Here is a 21,328-nt window from a genome sequence, read left to right on the forward strand (position 1 = left end):
ATTCCCTGCCAGATATAAAAAAATCCCGAAAGATAATTTTCGGGACTTTTTGTTTTAAATTATGAACAAATTAAAATCTTACTTTTTGAATTTAGCGTATTTGTTTTTGAATTTGTCAATACGCCCAGCGGTGTCAACCAGTTTCTGCTTACCAGTATAAAACGGGTGCGAAGTACTGGAAATCTCCATTTTTACCAACGGGTATTCTACACCGTCAACTTCAATTGTATCTTTTGTTTCCGCAGCAGAACGAGTGATGAAAGTTTCATCGTTACTCATATCTTTGAACACTACTAAACGGTAATTTTCCGGGTGAATTCCTTTTTTCATGAGATTTATTTTTTATTGGGCAATTTCAACTTTCCGTCAGCATCCACTGCATTAAACTAATTTTCCTATTTTGAGTGTGCAAAGATAATAAATTTTACAAAACAAAAAATTATTTCGAAAAAATATTTCCTCTCTTCTCCGTTTGAAATTAGTCAATAAAAATACAGATTATTCGTTCTACTTTGTACATTGCACAGATTTATTTAGTTTTGTTTTCAATTTAATCTTCATTTTATGAAAACCCGCAACCTGATCGTATTGAGTATCATGGCTTTAATCATCGGAATTTCCTCTTGTCGGGATGATTTTGATTTTGATCCTGCTTCGGATAGTCTTTCCTTTTCAACCGACACTGTAAACCTGGACACGATTTTCAATCATACCAATTCACAAACTTATAAACTAACGCTTTACAACCACGAAAACAAAGATGTTCAGATTCCGAGAATTTATCTTTCACGCGGAAATGCGTCATATTTTAAATTGAATGTGGACGGAATGCCCGGTTCAGAATTTGAAAATGTCCCAATCAGAAAAAAAGACAGTATTTTGATTTTTGTCGAAATTGCGGCAGGCGAAGCGCCGGTTATGCCACTCTATGAAGATGAAATCAATGTAGAAACAACAGGCGCAACCAAACAAGTCAAACTGCTATCCTATATTGAAAAAGCCATGTTTTACAATACAGATCAGTCCGAAAACTTTCCCCTTGGAAATGTGAACTGGAACAATGAATATTCGCGTGTGATTTTCGGGAAAGTTACAGCCGACAACCTGAACATTGACGCAGGTACAAAAGTTTATTTCCATAACAGCGCCGAACTGACCATCAATGGAAATGCAAATATCACCGGAACTCAAAATCAGAAAGTCGTTTTCCGAACCGACCGTATGGACGAACGTTCCGATTCTCTTCCCAATACCTGGGGGAAAATTCTTTTGAAAAACAGTAGCAATTCGCTCATTGACCACGCTGTTATCAAAGGTGCCAATATTGGTCTGGAAGTTGAGAACTCTAATCTAAATATTCATAATACCCAAATTCTAAACAATGAATTTGTAGGATTATTCGGAAAAAACTCAAACATTACCGGACATAATCTGGTCGTAAACAACAGTGATGTAGCAGCCGTTGCGATTGAAGGCGGAGCGGTGGAATTTGTTCATTCAAGTTTTGGAAATTACCACAACATAGGTCAAGGTGCCGGCAGCAATTACAGTTTATTTTTGAGCAATGACGGAGCTCCGCTTACGCAAGCTAACTTCTATAATTGCATTATGTACGGAAGGGCAATGAACGCAGTTTATTTTGACGACATCGGTGGAACTTTCAATCATAATTTCAAATCAAATGTCATCAGAATTGATTCTCCGATGGAATTACCGGGGATTGATTCTTCAAATATTACGGACAAAGACCCTATGTTCATCGATCCCGGATTTGGCAAAAATGACCTTAGACTTGATATTGATTCAGAAGTTTTAGGTACCGGAAGTTCAACTTATGCCGAATGGGTTCCCTTTGACATCTTGGGAAGTTCCCGAATCAGCAATCCTACTCCCGGCGCTTATCAGAATCCGGTTGACCCGAATCCTTAAAGTAAAATTTCAAATAGATAAAGCTGTATCTGATTGAGGTACAGCTTTTTTTAGAATTAATTATCTGGTTCCCGAAATAAATCTCGTCAGTTCTTCCTTGCTGCTGTTAAAATTCAGTTTATTACGGACTAAATAATAATTCCGCGGATCAACTGTCTGAGCAAATGCTAATTTGGCAAATTTCAATTTACTGGATTCAAAAGATAATTCGTCCATAATATTTGCAACTTGTGCAGCTGTGAAATATTGATAGGGCAATTGAAATTCAAGCATTTCTACTTTAGAAGAATCAAAGTTTTCATCTGCGAGAATCTTCATAAAATGGTTGAATTCCCGATCATTCATCACTTGAAAATTATCTTCAAAAAAAGGAACTACTTCCCTGATTATGAGATTGCCCCGGTAAAAAGACGCATAAGTAACGGAAGACGGAGCAAGATTTACACCTCCGGCATAAACAACCCTATGCTTACGACCTTCCACACGTGAAATTGTGATGGGATAAAATCCTCCGGAAAGATTTTCAAGCGTAAGGCTACCACGTGAAAAAAACTGCTCATAACCTACTTCAATCAGATATTGATTCCGGTGATCAAAATCAATCTGTAATCCGGCATTGCCATGAAATCCGAAAGCACTCAAAGGCAGTAAAAGAAAGGCTGCGAAAAAAAATAAATGTGTTTTCATATTTTAGGATTTAAAATTATAATTTGACTTAACCAATAGGTATGCCAATTAATTTTAAGGCTTATAACCCAAAATCCAAGAAAATACCATCATTATAAAACACCTTTCAAAACATTTACCACCACATCCGATTTGCTCATCGTGTAGAAATGCAACAAAGGAATTCCGTTTTCGACCAATTCTTTGGACTGATTAATCGTCCATTCTATCCCTATTTCTCTCACTTCCTTATTGTCTTTGGCTTTGACCAATTCATCGGCCAATTCATCAGGCAAATCCACATGAAAAGTTTTGGGAAGTGCAGTAATTTGCGATTTTGTTGTGATGGGTTTAAGTCCGGGAATGATGGGAACCGCGATTCCTATTTTCCGGCATTTTTCTACAAAATCAAAGAATTTTTGGTTGTCAAAAAACATTTGGGTGATGATATAATCCGCTCCCAAATCAACTTTCTTTTTTAAATAATTCAAATCGATGTTCAAATTCGGTGCTTCAAAATGCTTTTCCGGATAACCAGCTACACCGATACAGAAATTTGTCGTACAGCAATTTTCCAGTTCGTCATCCAAATATTTTCCATGATTCAAATCCACGATTTGCTCCAACAATTCCGAAGCAAAGCGATGTCCGTTTGGCTCTGGAACAAATGTATTTTCAGATTTTACAGGATCGCCACGCAAAACCAAAAGGTTGTCAATTTCCAGGAAATTCAATTCGATCAAAGCATTTTCGGTATCTTCTTTATCAAATCCGCCACAGATAATATGCGGAACCGCATCGATTTTATAATGGTTTTGAATCGCTGCACAAATCGCAACCGTCCCGGGTCTCTTCCGCACGCTCTTCCGCTCCAGAAGTCCATTCGGATGTTTTTTATAGACAAATTCTTCGCGGTGGTAAGTCACATCGATAAACGCCGGATTGAACTCAGTCAGCGGATCGAGCGTATCAAAAATATGCTGAATATTTTGTCCTTTTACCGGCGGAAGAATTTCCACCGAAAAAGCAGGTTTCTTGTTTTTTTCAGCGTTTTTGTAGTGTTCAGTTATTTTCATTTGTGTGTTGTTATTGTTGGATGTAGGATTTAAAATTTATAATTTTAAATAATTTAAGAAAGGGTTTCCAATGCTTTTTTCAAACCCAATAAAATCGCTGAAATATCGTCCTTGGAAGTCGTTCCAACCGATAACCTGTACCAAGTGGAATCTTTGGATGCTCCAAATGCACTAAACGGCACCAAAGCTACTTTTGCTTCTTTCAACAGATAATCCGTGATGTCCGAAACCGAATTCAAAAGAGTTCCGTCTGACCTTTGTTTTCCGATCAAATCAAATTTCACGGTCAGATAAAGCGCAGCTTCAGGCTCAATCACATCCACCGGAAATCCTTCCGATTTTAATTCGGAAAATCCTTTGTAAAATTCGTCCAGACGATAAGACAATTCCGATTTTATATTTTTTAAATATTTCTCGACTTCATCCGATTTTTCGAGATATTTTGCCGTTGCAACCTGCTCTGGTTTGGGTGCCCAGGCGCCGATGTGTCCCAGAATGTCTTTCATTTTGTGGATGATATCGGCCGGCCCAAATGCCCATCCGACACGTACGCCGGTCGAAGCAAATGCTTTGGAAATTCCATCGATGAAAATCGTATAATCTCGCATTTCCGGATTTGATGAAACCGGATTATAATGTCGGGTTTCTCCATAAGTCAATTGCCAATAAATCTGATCATACAACAAATACAAAGGTTTGACATCCAATTCGTTTCTGCGTTTATTTTCTTTAACGATCAAATCGCATATCTTTTCCAATTCGGCTTTTTCAAAGGTTGTTCCCGTCGGATTTAAAGGCGAACAAACCGCAATCAAATTGGCTTGTTGAATGTAAGGTTTGATTTCTTCTGCCGTCGGCATAAATTTATTGTCCGGTTGGGCTTCAATCACAATTTCTTTATTTCGGGACAGATAAGTATAAGCATCATTGTTCCAAGACGGAGTCGGATAAAAAACCGTATCATCCAAATCCAAAATGGTCTGATAAACCGCATAAATTAATGGTCTTGCACCACCTGAAATGAGGATTTCGTTTTCGGAATATTCCAGTCCCAGGTTTTCGTTCAGATAATTCGAAACCGATTTCCGAAGCACGGCTTCGCCGTTGCCCATCGGATAATTCGTGAAATCCTTTTGATAAGCTTCCACGATCAATGATTTCAATTCATCGGGAATAGGAAAAATTTTGGAATCGAAATCACCAATGGTGAGATTGTAAATCTTTTCACCTTGCGCTTGCAAAGCTTTTACTTCACCCGCCAATTTGATGATGGCCGATCCTTTCAGATTTTCAGAGAGTTGTGATGTTTTCATATTTTTTCGTTTTGCGAGGTTCGAAGTTCGAAGCTCGCTCTTTATGATTAATTTATTTTTTGATGAATTTTATCTGGCGAATTTCGGATTTCGCAACTCGAATTTCGAACATTAAGCTAAATTAGGCGACAGCCATTTTTCTGCCAACTCTAAATCCATATTTTTTCTTCTGGCAAAATCCTCCAATTGATCTCTTTTTATTTTTCCTACTCCGAAATATTTTGCTTCCGGATTCCCGAAATAATAGCCCGAAACCGAGGAAACCGGATACATCGCCAATGATTCCGTCAGCTCCACTCCTATTTTTTCATCGGCTTTCAGCAATTCCCAAATTTTTAATTTTTCCAAATGATCGGGGCAAGCCGGATAACCCGGTGCCGGACGAATTCCTTTATAAGCTTCCTTGATCAAATCTTCATTGTCCAAATTTTCATCGGCACTGTAACCCCAGAATTCTTTCCGCACTTTTTCGTGAAGAAATTCTGCATAAGCCTCTGCCAGACGGTCAGCCAAAGCTTTGACCATAATCGAATTATAATCATCGTTTTTCTGCTCAAATTCTTTCGCAAAATCCGAAATTTCCTGTCCGGAAGTCACTACAAAACAACCCACATAATCCCCTATTCCGGATTCTTTGGGAGCCACAAAATCGGCCAATGAAAAGTTCGGCAGGTTTTTGGATTTTTTGGTTTGTTGGCGAAGCGAAATGAATTGATTGATTTTCAAACCGTTTTCATCATAAATCTCAATTGTATCATCTTCTACCGTGTTGGCTTTGAACAATCCATAAACCGCTTTGGGTTTGGCAATGTTTTCATTTTCAATCCTTTCCAACATTTTTAGCGTTTCCTCGTACAATTTTTTCGCTTCGGCTCCAATCAGTTCATCTTCCAGTAAATAAGGAAATTTTCCGTGCAATTCCCAAGTTTTGAAATAAGGCGTCCAGTCAATGTAATTTCTTAATTCTGAAACACTTACTTCATGTACAAAAACACCTAATTGATTGGGTTTTTGCGGTTTATTTTGTTCGAAATCGATTTTAAATTTATTTTTTCTTGCTTCTTCAATCGTTAGATATTCCTTTTTAACCGATCTCGACAAAAATCCTTCCCGAATTTTATCATAGTCTTTATGCGTTTCGACCAATAATTCATTTTGATTTTCACTTACCAATTTCGAAGCAATCGGAACCGAACGCGAAGCATCCAAAATGTGAATCGCCGATTTATATTCAGGGGCGATTTTGACGGCCGTATGCGCTTTGGAAGTTGTGGCACCGCCAATCAACAATGGCAAATTCATCTCGCGTCTTTTCATTTCTTTGGCCACATGCACCATTTCGTCGAGCGATGGCGTAATCAGTCCACTCAAACCAATCAAATCGACTTTTTCTTCAATTGCTGTTTCTAAAATTTTTTCGGCCGGAACCATCACGCCTAAATCTATGATTTCAAACCCATTACAACTTAAAACTACAGAAACGATGTTTTTCCCTATGTCGTGGACATCGCCTTTCACCGTAGCCATCAGCACCTTTGCCGGTTCTTTATCCGACTTGTTTTTTCGTTTTTCTTCTTCCAAATAAGGCGTGAGATAAGCCACTGCTTTTTTCATTACCCGTGCCGATTTCACCACTTGCGGCAAAAACATTTTACCGCTTCCAAACAAGTCCCCGACGACATTCATTCCGTCCATCAAAGGGCCTTCGATGACTTTCAAGGGAGATTCGATTTTGGCCAAAGCTTCGGCTGTATCCACTTCAATGAATTCGGTAATACCTTTTACAAGTGAATGTTCAATTCGTTTTTCCAAAGAAAAATTTCGCCATTCCTCATCTTTCTTTTTGGATTTAGCTTCGCCTTTTACATTTTCCGCAAATTCAATCAAACGCTCAGTGGCATCTTCTCTTTTATTCAATACAACATCCTCTACCAATTCGAGCAAATCTTTGGGAATATTGTCATAAATCTCCAGCATTTCCGGATTCACGATTCCCATGTCCATTCCATGGCGGATTCCATGGTACAAAAACACCGAATGAATGGCTTCGCGAACGAGATTATTTCCACGAAACGAAAAAGAAGCATTGCTCACACCGCCGCTCACCAAAGCTCCCGGCAGATTTTCTTTGATCCATTGGGTGGCTTCAAAAAAATCGAGCGCATTTCGGCGATGTTCTTCCATTCCGGTTGCTAAAGGGAAAATATTGACATCGAAAATGATATCATTTTTTGGAAAACCAATTTGATTGACCAAAATATCATAAGAACGTTTACAGATTTCAATTCTTCGTTCCAAATTATCGGCTTGACCGTCTTCGTCAAACGCCATAACAATCGCTGCTGCCCCATATCGACGGATTTTTTTGGCATGTTGAATGAATTCCGCTTCGCCTTCTTTCAGACTGATGGAATTCACAATCGCTTTTCCCTGCACATTTTTCAATCCGGCTTCCAGAATTTCCCATTTCGAAGAATCAATCATGATGGGAACTTTTGAAATATCGGGTTCAGCAGCAATCAAACGAAGAAAACGAACCATCGCTTCTTTGCCATCGAGCATTCCTTCGTCCATATTGATGTCGATGATTTGGGCGCCTCCGTCCACTTGGTCACGGGCAATTTGCAAAGCCGCTTCAAAATCGTTGGCTTTTATTAAGTTGAGAAACTTTTTGGAACCCGTCACATTGGTTCGTTCGCCCACGTTGATGAAGTTCGAATTGTCTCGTATGTAGAGCGGTTCAAGTCCGCTGAGTGTTAGTTTTAAATTCATTTTTTTTAATTTACTTCTCGGCTCGAAGTGACAAAAGTAGGGTCAGTTCGAGCGGAGTCGAGAACTTTTTATACCAATTCCGGCAATTTTCTCGGTTCAAAATCTTTTGTAAAATCTGCAATGGCTTTGATGTGCTCGGGTGTGGTTCCGCAACATCCGCCAATGATATTTACCCAGCCGTTTTCAATCATCGGTTTGAGATTTTCCAACATGATTTCAGGCGATTCATCATATCCGCCAAAAGCATTGGGCAATCCGGCATTCGGATAAATACTTACATAAAAAGGTGCGTTTTCCGATAAAATTTCGACATAAGGAATCATATCGGTTGCGCCCAAAGCGCAATTCAAACCAATGCTCAACAATGGAATATGCGAAAGTGAAATCAGAAATGCTTCGGTGGTTTGTCCCGATAAAGTACGGCCGCTTTTGTCGGTGATCGTGCCGGAAGCCATCAGCGGAACCTGAATTCCCGTTTCGTCCATCGCTTCCATTATTCCAAAAAAAGCAGCTTTTGCGTTTAAAGTATCGAAAATCGTTTCGACCAAAATCGCATGGACGCCGGTTTTCAAAAGAGAAGTCGTTTGTTGTTTATAGGTTTCCACCAATTCGTCATAATCGATGTTCCGAAAAGCCGGGTCATTGACATCGGGGGAAATCGAAGCTGTACGATTGGTCGGGCCTAAGGAACCTGCTACAAACCGGGGTTTATCGGGAGTTTGTTTGGTAAATTCTTCCGCAGCTTCCAAGGCTAATTTCGCGGAAGCAACGTTTAATTCGTCCACTAAATCGACCATGTCATAATCGATCATAGAAATCCGGTTGGCGTTAAAAGTATTGGTTTCGATGATATCGGCTCCGGCTTTCAGATAATCCAAATGGATTTCTTTGATGATTTCCGGTTGAGTGATGGAAAGCAGGTCATTGTTTCCTTTCAGCGACTGATGAAAATCTTTGAAGCGCTCTCCTCTATAATTCTCTTCGGAAAGCTGATGGCGCTGAATCATGGTACCCATGGCGCCGTCGAGAATGAGGATTCTGTTTTGAATGATTTGAATTAAATCTGTCATTTGGTTTCATGTTTAAGGTTTAAAGTTCCCAATTGGAATCTCCAAACAATTAAAAATACAATCTACCTTATGAAAGAAATATGCGAAGTAATTCTTCCCTTATCTTTTCCCGGCTTCGCCAAGATAGGATGTAGCACCCGACTCAACGGGTTGCTAAGGTTTCACAGGGCCTAATCCCTCCACCTTTCTCAATAAGGAAGAACAAATGTATTGATTAAATTTTGAATTAAACAAAAAATATTTATCTACTATATTAAAATTCAATTTGAAAAATTAGGTTTCCCGTTTTACTTATAATGATTCGATTGAAATTTATTTTATGTCAGTTTTTAATTTCTTCCTGTTTTAAGAATTTTCCATTTTTTCTAACAAAAAAATAGACTCCAGCAGGTAATGAAACCCTACGAATTACAAAACTCACAAAACCAAGAGTTCTACCAATCAAAAGCTAAATAAAATATTTCTTTTTTTTCCAAATTCTAACTTCCAAAATTAATCCCGAACCCTTACTTTTACAATCAAATAAAAACCAATGGCCTCAGGAATATTTGCAGTTCTGGACGATATCGCTGCCTTAATGGACGATGTAGCCGTAGCGAGTAAAATTGCAACCAAAAAAACAGCCGGAATTCTCGGTGATGACCTTGCTGTAAATGCTGAAAAAGCAACCGGATTTCTTTCTTCACGCGAAATCCCGGTTCTCTGGGCCATCACAAAAGGTTCTTTCGTCAATAAACTCATCATCGTTCCCATTGTTTTATTGCTCAATGTTTTTCTTCCCGTTGCCACCAAAATTGCACTGATTATCGGTGGATTTTATTTGGCTTACGAAGGGATAGAAAAAATCATCCATTATTTTACACATCGTGAAAAAAAGGGCGAAGAAGTCATTGATGAAAATACCGAAGACAACCACGAAGCCGAAAAAACAAAAATCCGTTCGGCCATTGTGACCGACTTTATTTTGTCGGTCGAAATTGTGATTATCGCACTCAGTACGGTTTTGGAAGCACCTTTGGCAACGCAAATCCTAACGGTTTCGGTAGTTGCTATTCTGGCAACGATCGGGGTTTATGGAATTGTGGCACTTATTGTGCGGATGGACGATGCAGGATATAAACTCATCAAAAGATCGGGCGAAAAAGGATTTTTCAATGCTTTGGGAAGTTTTTTGGTAAAAGCACTTCCAGTTGTAATCAAAGCCTTGGGGATTATCGGAACCATCGCTTTGATTTTGGTTTCTGGCGGAATTTTCGTTCATCAGATTGATTATTTCCATCATCTTTTGCCTGGTTTGCCGTCCATCGTAAAAGAAATTGCATTCGGATTGATTGCAGGGCTTTTGACTTTCTTTTTGGTTTCAGGTGGAAAGAAAGTTCTGAGTGCTGTCAGGAATTAACTTTTCATAACTGACTAAAAACAAATGATTTAAAATTTAAATTTGTTTTTCTAAATTCTTTTTTTAGATATTTGCAAACTCAAAAGGAAAGTTTAACAACAAAAAAACGAAGAAAAAATGTTTGAATTAATTAAAAATCAGCTAAGCGAAACACCTCAATACGGTGTAGCTTTTCTTCGTGCTTTCAATTTTTATTGATTAAAATTCATCAAAATATGCAAAGCCCGAAGAAATAAAATCTCCGGGCTTTTTTCTTGAAAAGCATTTCAAAAAAAATTTCCCGGATTGATTAAAGCGATGACCAAGAAAATATTTCGTCATCCTAAAAATTCATTTAAAAATTAAACAATGGGAAATAAAATATCCGGAAAAGACCTGATTAAATTAGGCTTTCCGAAAACAAATGCAATCAATATTGCCCTCGGTCAAATCAGCCGATACCGAAAAAAGGACAAAAAAGCCAGTCTTCTGAACGAAGCCAAAGATGTACTTCTAAATCCTGTAAAATACAGTCAGGATGGGGTTTGGGGAAAATTAGCCGAAAGTCTGATCCGTCCTGTGGAAGTCAAACGCCACGAACTTTCAGCCACAAGAGCGCCTTTTGCTATATTCGGTGAAAATGAAATCGACGAAGCCAGTAAATTTCAATTATTTGATGCGCTGAAACTTCCGGTTGCAGTCGGTGGCGCTTTGATGCCCGATGCGCATTATGGTTACGGACTTCCGATCGGCGGTGTACTTGCTACGGACAATGCGGTTATTCCTTATGGTGTAGGCGTGGACATTGGCTGCCGAATGAGCCTTTCGGTTTTCGATTTGCCTTCCGGATTTCTGAATGGAAAATCGGATAAACTTGAAAAAATTCTGAGTGAACATACCAAATTCGGAATGAAAGAAGTTCATAAAGAAAAAGCAGATCATGAAATTTTCAGCCGATCTGAATTTCGAGAAATTCCTTTGCTGAAAGGTTTACTTGACAAAGCTTATACACAGCTTGGAACATCGGGTGGCGGAAATCATTTTGTAGAATTTGGCGTAGTGGAACTGAACGAAGTTCGTCCGGAATGGAAATTATACCCGGGAAAATACGTGGCGGTTTTATCACACAGCGGATCCCGCGGTTTGGGTGCCAATATTGCAAAACATTATACGCAATTGGCATCTCGGCAAACACCGCTTCCGAAACAAGTTCAACATTTGGCTTGGCTAGATTTGGATACGCACGACGGTCAGGAATATTGGCGGGCAATGAATTTGGCGGGCGAATATGCGAAAGCCTGTCACGATGATATACACCGTAGAATTGCGAAAGCACTCGGACACAGAGCCGTTTTCAATATTGAAAACCATCATAATTTTGCTTGGAAAGAAACCTGGAACGGACGCGAAGTAATCGTCCACAGAAAAGGCGCAACTCCGGCTGCCAAAGGTGTTTTGGGAATTATTCCCGGTTCAATGGTTGCGCCCGGATACATCGTAGAAGGATTGGGAAATGCAGAAAGTCTGAATTCAGCTTCACATGGCGCCGGAAGATTGTATTCGAGAACTAAAAGTAAACAGAAATTTACTCGGAAGGATATTCAAAATGTTTTGAAACAGCACAATGTATCCCTGATCGGTGGAAATGTAGATGAAGCACCGATGGCTTATAAAGACATCCGAAAAGTGATGAGTTCCCAACAGGAACTGGTGCGTGTTTTAGGAACTTTCTTACCCAAAGTGGTACGAATGGATCGTTAAATTAAAATTAGAAAAATGACTAAGATACTTCAGATAACGGCCGGAAGAGGTCCGGAAGAATGCACTTGGGTGGTGGCTCAGGTGTTAAAAATTCTTCTTGATGAAGCACAGCAAAAAGGATTAAATCCGGTTGTGCTTCATCGGGAACCGGGCAATCACAACGGAACGGTTCTATCGGCAAGCGTAATTTTGGAAGGCGAAACCGTACAGGAATTTGTGGATTCCTGGAAAGGTACAATTCAGTGGATTGGACAAAGTCAGTTTCGGAAATTACACAAAAGAAAAAATTGGTTCATCGGAATTTTTGAAGTGGAAGATTTTCAACCGGTGATTTACAATGAAAAAGATTTTGAATTTCAGGCGATGCGAAGTTCCGGTTCGGGCGGACAAAATGTAAACAAAGTCAATACGGCAGTTCGGGCAATCCATAAACCAACCGGAATTGCTGTGGTGGCAATGGACAGTCGTTCGCAACATCAGAACAAAAAACTGGCAACCGAACGTTTGCTTGCAAAACTAAATGAAGAAAACCTGAAAGGAATTCAGGAACAAATGGAGTCGGAATGGAACAATCAGACTGAAATTAAAAGAGGAAATCCGACACGTACATTTAAAGGTTCGGATTTTAAAAAACCAAAAAAAGAGGAAAAAAATTACAAATCGGAACGCCAAAAACTGAAACGGGATTTGGGTAAAGATTTGGAGTAAGAATAAAAAAAATGAAAACTATCGATAAACATTTACTGAATGCTTTGGATAATTATCCATATTCATTAATGGCAACAATGGAGTCGCTGGAATATGCCCTTTCGTACAATGAAAAAAACACAATGGCAATTTGCTTGCTGGGAAGGATTTATGCCGAGCAATTAATGGATTATGAAACGGCAAAAGAATATTTCGAGGAAGCTATTTCTTACAATCTTCATGCATTGGAAATTTATCCCTACTACATCGAAACCTTGATACTAAACGAAGATTTTGATGAAGCAGAAAAATTGATTTCGTTTGCTTTGACCTTGAAAGGAATGGATAAAGTGAAAATTTTATTTAAAAAAGTTTGGTTAAAAGAAGTCTTGCGCGATTTTAAAATGGCTAAAAAAATTCTAAAAGAAATCAAATCGATGAATTGTCACGATAGCAATAATTCGATTTTAGAGGAATTTCATAAACGAATTGATTCCAAAACAGAAAAGAAAAAGAAGAAAAAATCCAAGTAAAAGAAAATCCCAGAAACCAATATATTTTGGGTTTTTTATTACACCAATTCCTTAATTTTGAATACAAAAAATCAAAAATTGAGACTCAAGAAAATTCACCACATCGCCATTATTTGTTCGGATTATGAAGTTTCGAAACAGTTTTATACAGAAATTTTAGGATTGAAAATCATACGTGAAGTTTTCAGAGAAGAACGAAATTCCTACAAATTGGATTTGGCATTGAATGGGAATTATATCATAGAATTGTTTTCCTTTCCCAATCCACCCAAAAGAATTAGCCAACCTGAAGCCAGAGGACTTCGTCATTTGGCGTTTGAAGTGGATAATTTGGAGGAATGCATCGAAAGTTTAATTCAAAAAGGAGTTACAGTAGAAGAAATTCGAGTAGATGAATTTACCGGCAAACGTTTTAGTTTCTTTTCCGATCCCGATGGATTGCCCATTGAATTGTACGAGGTTGAATGAGTGAGTGATGAAAATAATCTTTCTTTCACTAATTCATTTATTCAAAATTATTACCCCAAAAGCACATCCAAACTCATCATTACCACAAATCCAGCGACAAAACCCAAAGTTGCAATATCTGTATTTCCGCTTTGTTGGGTTTCGGGAACGACTTCTTCAATCACCACATAAATCATCGCCGCCGCCGCAAAAGCCAATGCATATGGTAGAATAGGTGTGAAAAAAGTTACTGCCAAAGCGCCCAAAACGCCGAAAATCGGTTCCACGATAGCGGATGCTTGTCCGTACAAAAAACTTTTCCGGCGCGAAAGTCCCATTCGGCGAAGCGGCATGGCGACTGCAATTCCTTCGGGAAAATTCTGAATTCCAATTCCGATGGCCAAAGTCAAAGCGCCAGCAATGGTCGCTTCGGGAATTCCGGCAGCTACACCACCAAACAAAACGCCGACTGCCAGACCTTCGGGAATATTGTGCAATGTAATCGCCAAAGTGAGTAAAGTCGTACGTTGCCAAGGCGTTTTCACACCTTCCGCTTGTTTGAAATTGATATGTAAATGTGGCAAAAGTTTGTCCAACCCAAAAAGAAAAAGCGCTCCTAAAATAAATCCAAAAGCAACCGGGAAAATTCTCATCACGCCTTCGCCTGTACTCATTTCAACGGCAGGCGCCAGCAAACTCCAATAACTCGCGGCAATCATCACACCACCGGTAAAGCCGAGCATTCCGTCAAGTACTACGCGATTCATCGTTTTGAATAGGAAAACAAAAGAAGCACCCAAAGCGGTCAATCCCCATGTAAATAAAGTTGCACACAAAGCGGCCAATACAGGGGAAATGCTTTCAAAATATTCAACTAAGTTTTGGAACATTCATTAAATTTATGCAAATCTACAAAATTGTTAGCTTAGACTAACAATTATTTTTGAGCGAATTTTATTCTGATATATGAATCGGATTAATTAGCTTTGGAAAAAAGATAGAATATCATGAGCAAAGCAGCATCGGAATTGGTTTTAAATCCGGACGGAAGTGTTTATCACTGCAATATTTTACCTGAGCAATTAGCCGATTTGGTCATAACGGTAGGTGATCCTGATCGTGTAGAAAAAGTTTCCCAATATTTTGATGAAATCGAATTCAAAACCCAAAAGCGAGAAATCGTAACTCATACAGGAAGTCTGAACGGCAAACGAATTACGGTGATTTCGACCGGAATGGGAACGGATAATATCGACATCGTTTTCAGTGAATTGGATGCTTTGGCTAATATCGATTTGAAAACCGGTGAAATCAAGGAAGATTTCCGAGCGTTACAATTCGTTCGTTTGGGAACTTCGGGGGCTTTGCATGCCGATATTCCGGTGGATTCCTATGTATTGAGTTCTCATGGTTTGGGGTTTGACGGTTTACTACATTTTTATGAAGATTCGTTGATGGTGCGTGATTTAGATATGGAAGAAGCTTTTTATGAACAAACGGATTGGGACGATTCTAAGGCCGTTCCTTATATTGTCAAAGGTTCCACAGAATTGATGGAACAGCTTTCCTCGGACGAAACCAAATCTGGGATTACGGCGACGGCCAATGGTTTTTATGGACCGCAAGGAAGGTTTTTACGTTTACGGCCAAATCCGTTTGATATCAACGAAAAGTTAGCTGCGTTTGAGTTCAAAGGTCATCGCATTACGAATTTCGAAATGGAAACTTCGGGAATTTATGGACTATCGGCCATGATGGGACACGAAGCACTTTCGCTGAATTGTGTGGTTGCCAATCGGGCTTTGGGCGAATTCAGTAAAGACTCTTACAAAAGTATTGATAAGATGATACAGTTTGCTTTGGAAAGGCTTTCAAAGTAATATGATAATTTTCATAAAATATCCTATTTTAATTTTTTGATATTTGGGGAAAATTTAACCCATGAAAAAAATCACTCTCCTATTTATTCTTCTTACCGGCTTTTGTTTTGCACAACAATTAGAAGTAGGCGTTTTTGGAGGATATTCTTTTCACAACATTACAAATACCAAAATTTCGGAAGGCAAGGCAGTAATTGGTGACCCGGTTTGGGATCTAAACAAGGGAGTAATTTTGAGTTATTATTTCAAAAATGATGCGGGAGCCAAAATTTCCGCACTTTATTCCAACATTGACAAAGGATCAAAAAGCGAAAGAAATTCGGATGCCGATTTCCGTTATAATACAAATATGATGGGTTTGTTGATTGGGTATGGTGGAAATATCGGCAATCAATTCAGAATGTATGCAGACATTGGTTTGGGTTATACAAGTCTGGACACCAACCACGGATACAATAGTTTGACACCTCAAACAGAAGCTTTTAATAATTTAGAAGCTGATCTTGAAATGAGATCTTCCGAATATAATTTTTTGTTTGATATGGGTGTGGAATATATTTTCGCCAAAAATTTCAAATTATTTTTGGAAATGTACACAGACCCGGCAGTTTATCGGTTCAACACTTCAGCAGGAAAATATCAAAACCAGGGAATCGGATTTAATTTAGGGATAAAATATTTTATCAACTTTAAAAATCAGCTCAAAACCGAATAAAAATCCTCAATAACTCCCAGTTCGGTGTGGAAAGCATGCATTTTATCGGCAAATTTCTCTATTGACTTTTGTTGAAGTTGTTGTGCGAAATTTTTCTGATAATCCTCCAGATCATGGCGCGAATGACAAGTGTATTGAGCCGAATAATTGGCGCCTCCCTCCTCTTTGTGAGAAGTCAGTTTTGAAAACCTGCAGGAAATAAATTTTCCGGTGTTCATCACTTCAGGAATATGGATTTTTTTCATCCCATTTCTCAGTTTTTGCCGTTCAAGTTTACTTAAAAAGTTTTAATTCTACGATGGACTTCAGGGAAAACCCCTAGTCTAAATTTCAGTAATTGTCCCGAAACATGCTGTCGTCAGTCCGCCTAATTTTGTTCAATGATTATAAAACTTTAACTCAAAATAAGTATAACCCTAAAAAAATAAAACAATGAAAATTTTTAAACCCATAAACAGATTTGCTATTTCTGCTTTTGCTGCATTTGCATTTATCTCGTGTAACAGTGACGATGATGCGCCAGATGAACCAATTGTGGAAGTAATTCCACCCATTATTTTGGATTGTGGTTATTTCAATGAAAATTTCAACATCCATCTAACCGATGACCCAAATGCACCTGTAGATTTCATTATAAACTGTGACCCAAAGATTAACGGAGATCTCATTATAGATGCAGGCGTTGTGATAGCATTTGAAAGTAATGCCGGATTGATTTTGGGCAAAGAAGCAAATGGTAAAATACAAATGAACGGAACTGCCGAAAATCCAATTATTCTCACCGGAACGCAACAGGATAAAGGATCTTGGAGAGGCATCCAGATTTCCAGCGATAATCCTGCGAACCAAATGAATTATGTAACTGTGGAATATGCCGGACAAGGAGGCCGCGGGGGCTGGGCACTTCAAGGCTCTGTAATTGGAGCCGCCGGAGGTGTTATGAAAATGGATCATTGTACCGTTCAGGAAGGACATCTCATTGGACTGCATTGGGTAGGCACGACACTCAATGCAGGGAAGCTAACGCTTTCCAACAGTACCTTTACCGGCAATGACATTCCAATTCAAACCTCTGTAAATCACATCAATACCATCGATGGAACCAGTACCTACACAGGCAACGTAAACGATTATATAAAATTGACTCAGACCGATACTCATCAAGATGTTACCTTTCATAAAACCGATGTTCCGTTTCTTTCTGCCGGATTCAAGCCCGACAATGAAATGAGTCGCAAATTTACATTTAAACCGGGTGCAACATTATTGATGGAAGCCGGAAGCAAAATCAGATTTCAAAATGCTTTTCATTATGACCATGAAGTAGTGATGGTAGGAACAGCGAACGAACCTATTACTATTAAAGGAAAAGAAGACGTACCGGGATATTGGGAAGGCATTCAGATTGATTACACTACTAATCCGCTAAATGAAATTGGGTTTTTAAACATTGCCAATGCAGGAAAAACAAATGGATATCCAAACGGGGCTATACTTTTGGGAAGCAATGATTTATTTCTAAAAATGCACGATGTGAATTTCATTGATTGTTTTGAATACGCAGTAAGTGTGCAAAGTGCTAGCAGCATCAATTTCAGTTACGACAATCTTATTTTGGTCAACACACCCAAAATGTTCTCAGATTTTAGTGGAAATGAAATTACAATTCCTTAAGACTTTACGACTTTCATACTTAAATTATGCAGGAGTAGTGCCTAACAGCATACTCCTGCTATTTTTCAAATATCTGAGCTAGAAATTAAATGTTCAGCTCCAATAAAACGTCCAGTATTTTTAAAATAATATTATGAAAAAAGCAATATATCTTTTAGTTATGTCCCATATTATTATGGCTTGTTCCAGTTCAAATTCTACCGAAACTGAACTCAAAATGACGTCCAATTCCATTAGTTCATGTCTGGAGTCCAAAAACTATAAATACGAAACTTTACTGACCAAAGCCGATCTCGAGAAATATGTAAATATCGATGAATCCTCGTTCAAACAAGAAATTTCGACCACAAAAGGCAAATATGGCTCTTGTGTTTATAGTTGGAAAAGCGACCGACCCGATAAGGAAATTGTGTCCAAAGTAACCGGCGCAACTTTCAAACGTCCCGATATGAATCAGGTTACGATAAAGATGCTGGATTTTTATACAGATGAAGATTTGTCAACTCATAAACAGGAAACGGCTGTGGATTTATTTGACAGAGGATATAAAAAATTATCCCAAACTGAATACGAAGAATTATTGGCAAATTTCGAAAAGGAACTCGGTGAAAAACCCAAAGAGCTTGCTCAAGCCAAAAAAATCTTGGAAAGCCGGATGAAATTCGAATACAAAGCCGTTGATAATTTGGGCGATCGCGCCTATCAAAAATGGACAGATTACGGCATAGAACTGGTTGTGCTAACTGGGAATGCCAGGTTTACAATTCTAAATAAAACCAGCGAATCTCCTGAAACATCTCTTAATGATGCTGTTAATTTTGCTCGTGAAGTTTTGGAAAAATGTAGAGATTAATTGTAAAAAGCTCAGTTACCTGATAAAAATCCACTAAATTCATCATCTATAGAATTAAAATAGTTATGATGAAGATCTTACTCGCAGACGATCATTTTTTGGTTTTAGATGGATTAGAGGTGCTTTTATCCACATTTGAATTTGTAGAAAAAACTGAAAGTGTATTGAATTACATAGAATTAAAAGAAATTCTAAAAGAAGAAAGTTATGATATTTTGTTACTTGATATTCATTTCGGTAAACACGATGGAAGAAAAATAATCGGAGAAATTAAGCAGATAGCACCCGAAATGAAAATCATTGCCTTAACCAGTCATGCGGATTCCGTAACGATCAAATCTTCCATTAACGCAGGTTTTGACGGTTATTTATTAAAGATTGACAGTCGGGAAGAAATAGAAAAAGCACTCAAAGTTGTGACAAATGACGGGCAATATTTCAGTCCCAAAACCCAACAAGCATTTTTTGAAATGAACGCTTCAAGAAAAAAAATAGAACTCACCGAAAGGGAAAAAGAAATCTTGCAATTAATCGTACAAGAAAAAACCACCAAAGAAATCGCAGAAGAACTATTCTTATCAGAAAAAACCATAGAAACGCACCGTTCCAACATTATGCAGAAACTCGATGTAAAAAACATTGCCGGAATGGTCAAAAAAGCCATTATGCAGGGATTGGTTAACATTTAAAAAATACATTAATTATGAGAATACTATTGTTCATTACCTTTTTTCTGCTATCCATTCTTGCAAATGCGCAGAACCGTGATACAGATATTAATGTTGGTCCTGAGTTTATGGCGCTATTCAATAAGTTAAGTGTCTGTATTGAAAATAAAGAGCAAGATTGTGTGGAGATAATAAATGAGATTATTGAAAAAGGGAAGCGAGAAAATGTTGCTTTTTTAGACTATTTGTATGCAAATAAAGCCTTCTATTTCTGGAATCTTCAGGAGATGGACTCTACCATGCTGTACAGTCAATTGGCTATTGAAAATCCGCATCCAATCGAAAAACAGCGAAGTGATTTAGATGCCTACAATCTTCTGGCCAACGCTTATTACCATAAAGATGATTTGGATAGCGCTATCAAATATTACCTTAAGGTTGCGGCCATTCTGGAAGACGGAGGGAATCCAGTACATTTGGGATATTTATATGTCAATATAGGTACCTTACTTAGCTCGACTGAAAATTATGATAAACAGATTGAGTATTTATTAAAGTCTTATAACCTACTGGATGAGCATAACGATGAGAAGTTTATAGCGACTGCTGCTAGCAATCTTGGTCTCGGGTATTATAATTTAAATGATACAATAAATGCCATTAAATGGTCCGAGAAAGCCTTGGATTTGTCCGATATCTCCAATGATTTGGAGGCAAAAACACTGTCGTTTCTAACATTGTCCTTAATCGAGAAAGATCTCAATAAATCATTGAAATATGCTAAAAAAGCTGTAGAATACGCCGTTGAACTCGAAAATAAAATCCATCTGACATCGACTCATTATACATATGCTGATCTTTTATACAAAACCGGCTCAAATAAAGAAGCTTTGAAATACGCAGAACAGGCTATAAATTTTGCAAAAGAAGTTGGTGACAACAGTATTTTAACAAAGGCATCTCTTACGGCCGCATCTATTTATTACAACTCGGGATTGAAAGAGAAAGCCGCCGATTTTTATCACACCTATGCAACCTTCAAAGATTCTATTTCATCAGCTGAAAATGCAAGAGAAATCAATGAAATCAATACCAAATACGAAACCGAAAAGAAAGAAAAGCAGATTGTACAACAAGAATTTAAAATCCAAAAGCAACAATCCAATTTACTTTTGGCGATTTTGGGTGGAGCTTTGTTGATTTCAATTTTGGGCGGAGCAATCTTCTATAACAAAAAGAAACAAGAATCAAGACTCAAACAATTGCAAAAGGACAAAGAAAATGCCATTCTGAATTCCTTTATTTTGGGCGAAGAACGAGAAAGAAAAAGGATTTCTCACGAATTGCACGACGGCGTTGCCGCCATGATTGGCGCAGCCAAAATGAGTTTGGAATCCATCCCCCATCTTCCGCAGGAAAAAAGAATGGAACAACTGGCAAAAGTCCAACGAATATTAGAAAGATCACATGCCGACACTCGACATATCGCACACAACCTGCTCCCAACCGTATTGGAACAAGATGGTTTAGTAAAGGCAACCGAACACTTTGTTTCAGAAATAAACGAAACCAAACTTATCAAAATATCGGTAACGGATAACCATGAAAATACACACAAACTTTCGCAACAATTACAACTGATGATATTTAGGGTGATTCAAGAATTGGTAAACAATATCATCAAACATTCTGAAGCAGCAAATGCAGAAATCAAGTTTAGTAATAATTCAAATGGTTTACAGATTGAAATAACAGATGATGGCATTGGTTATGAAGACTCTGAAGAAGCTGGAAATCAAGGTCTATACAGTATTTCCCAGCGTTTAAAATCAATTGGCGGTAATTTTGAAATTACAAAAAGAAAATCCGGAGGCACTCAAGCAAAAGTAGCGGTGACGGTTTGATC

19 protein-coding genes, 1 pseudogene and 1 riboswitch are annotated in these 21,328 nt (G+C 38.2%); of the genes and pseudogenes, 12 read left to right on the top strand and 8 right to left on the bottom strand.

Going from position 1 to position 21,328, the window contains the following annotated elements:
- Window positions 1-78: 78 nt before the first annotated feature.
- The gene (locus WBF63_RS10600) at window positions 79-330 is read right to left on the bottom strand and encodes a type B 50S ribosomal protein L31 (protein WP_424369698.1); all 252 of its coding nucleotides are present in this window, start codon (window positions 328-330) and stop codon (window positions 79-81) included.
- Window positions 331-564: 234 nt separating this feature from the next.
- Between WBF63_RS10600 and WBF63_RS10605 the strand changes: the two genes are divergently transcribed.
- Window positions 565-1,929 carry a hypothetical protein gene (locus WBF63_RS10605; protein WP_424369699.1) on the top strand — a complete coding sequence of 455 codons (1,365 nt, stop codon included), beginning with the start codon at window positions 565-567 and terminating at the stop codon, window positions 1,927-1,929.
- Window positions 1,930-1,989: 60 nt separating this feature from the next.
- Here WBF63_RS10605 and WBF63_RS10610 read toward each other — a convergent pair whose 3' ends face one another.
- From WBF63_RS10610 to WBF63_RS10630, 5 genes and pseudogenes are all read right to left on the bottom strand, one after another.
- A complete protein-coding gene (locus tag WBF63_RS10610) occupies window positions 1,990-2,616 on the bottom strand; it encodes a DUF4476 domain-containing protein (protein ID WP_424369700.1) in 627 nt (208 codons plus the stop codon).
- Window positions 2,617-2,708: 92 nt separating this feature from the next.
- Window positions 2,709-3,671, bottom strand: coding sequence for a methylenetetrahydrofolate reductase [NAD(P)H] (metF, locus tag WBF63_RS10615; protein ID WP_424369701.1), 963 nt, complete (start codon window positions 3,669-3,671; stop codon window positions 2,709-2,711).
- A 53-nt stretch (window positions 3,672-3,724) separates the two neighbouring features.
- A complete protein-coding gene (locus tag WBF63_RS10620; RefSeq protein WP_424369702.1) occupies window positions 3,725-4,984 on the bottom strand; it encodes a pyridoxal phosphate-dependent aminotransferase in 1,260 nt (419 codons plus the stop codon).
- A 111-nt stretch (window positions 4,985-5,095) separates the two neighbouring features.
- A pseudogene (metH, locus tag WBF63_RS10625) lies at window positions 5,096-7,765 on the bottom strand (methionine synthase); the annotation flags it as partial.
- A gap of 59 nt (window positions 7,766-7,824) precedes the next feature.
- Window positions 7,825-8,826 (bottom strand): homocysteine S-methyltransferase family protein, encoded by a 1,002-nt coding sequence (locus tag WBF63_RS10630; RefSeq protein WP_424369703.1) that lies wholly within the window; start codon window positions 8,824-8,826, stop codon window positions 7,825-7,827.
- Between the two features lie 96 nt (window positions 8,827-8,922).
- Window positions 8,923-9,024, bottom strand: a riboswitch (SAM riboswitch).
- Window positions 9,025-9,358: 334 nt separating this feature from the next.
- On the opposite strand from WBF63_RS10630, the gene WBF63_RS10635 reads away from it, so the two are divergent.
- The 5 genes from WBF63_RS10635 (at window position 9,359) to WBF63_RS10655 (ending at window position 13,653) form a co-directional block, all read left to right on the top strand.
- Entirely contained in the window at window positions 9,359-10,225 is an 867-nt protein-coding gene (locus tag WBF63_RS10635) for a DUF808 domain-containing protein (protein ID WP_424369704.1), read from the top strand.
- A 348-nt stretch (window positions 10,226-10,573) separates the two neighbouring features.
- Window positions 10,574-11,965, top strand: coding sequence for an RtcB family protein (locus WBF63_RS10640; protein ID WP_424369705.1), 1,392 nt, complete (start codon window positions 10,574-10,576; stop codon window positions 11,963-11,965).
- A gap of 15 nt (window positions 11,966-11,980) precedes the next feature.
- Window positions 11,981-12,673, top strand: coding sequence for a peptide chain release factor H (prfH, locus tag WBF63_RS10645; RefSeq protein ID WP_424369706.1), 693 nt, complete (start codon window positions 11,981-11,983; stop codon window positions 12,671-12,673).
- 11 nt (window positions 12,674-12,684) lie between these two features.
- Window positions 12,685-13,185 carry a tetratricopeptide repeat protein gene (locus WBF63_RS10650; protein WP_424369707.1) on the top strand — a complete coding sequence of 167 codons (501 nt, stop codon included), beginning with the start codon at window positions 12,685-12,687 and terminating at the stop codon, window positions 13,183-13,185.
- 78 nt (window positions 13,186-13,263) lie between these two features.
- Complete coding sequence (locus tag WBF63_RS10655) at window positions 13,264-13,653, top strand: VOC family protein (RefSeq protein ID WP_424369708.1); 390 nt, start codon at window positions 13,264-13,266, stop codon at window positions 13,651-13,653.
- A 50-nt stretch (window positions 13,654-13,703) separates the two neighbouring features.
- Here WBF63_RS10655 and WBF63_RS10660 read toward each other — a convergent pair whose 3' ends face one another.
- Window positions 13,704-14,522 carry a ZIP family metal transporter gene (locus tag WBF63_RS10660; RefSeq protein ID WP_424369709.1) on the bottom strand — a complete coding sequence of 273 codons (819 nt, stop codon included), beginning with the start codon at window positions 14,520-14,522 and terminating at the stop codon, window positions 13,704-13,706.
- A 117-nt stretch (window positions 14,523-14,639) separates the two neighbouring features.
- Between WBF63_RS10660 and WBF63_RS10665 the strand changes: the two genes are divergently transcribed.
- Both WBF63_RS10665 and WBF63_RS10670 read left to right on the top strand, forming a co-directional pair.
- Window positions 14,640-15,512 carry a nucleoside phosphorylase gene (locus WBF63_RS10665; RefSeq protein ID WP_424369710.1) on the top strand — a complete coding sequence of 291 codons (873 nt, stop codon included), beginning with the start codon at window positions 14,640-14,642 and terminating at the stop codon, window positions 15,510-15,512.
- Between the two features lie 61 nt (window positions 15,513-15,573).
- Window positions 15,574-16,227 carry an outer membrane beta-barrel protein gene (locus tag WBF63_RS10670; protein WP_424369711.1) on the top strand — a complete coding sequence of 218 codons (654 nt, stop codon included), beginning with the start codon at window positions 15,574-15,576 and terminating at the stop codon, window positions 16,225-16,227.
- Here the strand turns inward: WBF63_RS10670 and WBF63_RS10675 are convergent.
- On the bottom strand, window positions 16,209-16,472 hold the full coding sequence (locus WBF63_RS10675) for a DUF4286 family protein (RefSeq protein WP_424369712.1): 264 nt from the start codon (window positions 16,470-16,472) through the stop codon (window positions 16,209-16,211). The genes WBF63_RS10670 and WBF63_RS10675 overlap by 19 nt on opposite strands.
- 187 nt (window positions 16,473-16,659) lie before the next feature.
- Between WBF63_RS10675 and WBF63_RS10680 the strand changes: the two genes are divergently transcribed.
- From WBF63_RS10680 to WBF63_RS10695, 4 genes are all read left to right on the top strand, one after another.
- Window positions 16,660-17,901, top strand: coding sequence for a hypothetical protein (locus WBF63_RS10680; protein WP_424369713.1), 1,242 nt, complete (start codon window positions 16,660-16,662; stop codon window positions 17,899-17,901).
- 133 nt (window positions 17,902-18,034) lie between these two features.
- Window positions 18,035-18,754, top strand: a complete 720-nt coding sequence (locus WBF63_RS10685) for a hypothetical protein (protein WP_424369714.1) — start codon at window positions 18,035-18,037, stop codon at window positions 18,752-18,754.
- Between the two features lie 65 nt (window positions 18,755-18,819).
- Window positions 18,820-19,443 (top strand): LuxR C-terminal-related transcriptional regulator, encoded by a 624-nt coding sequence (locus WBF63_RS10690; protein ID WP_424369715.1) that lies wholly within the window; start codon window positions 18,820-18,822, stop codon window positions 19,441-19,443.
- A gap of 14 nt (window positions 19,444-19,457) precedes the next feature.
- A complete protein-coding gene (locus WBF63_RS10695; RefSeq protein ID WP_424369716.1) occupies window positions 19,458-21,326 on the top strand; it encodes a tetratricopeptide repeat-containing sensor histidine kinase in 1,869 nt (622 codons plus the stop codon).
- Window positions 21,327-21,328 lie beyond the last annotated feature (2 nt).

Origin of the sequence: Moheibacter sp. (assembly GCF_049672845.1) — a bacterium.
Taxonomy (GTDB): Bacteria; Bacteroidota; Bacteroidia; order Flavobacteriales; family Weeksellaceae; genus Moheibacter.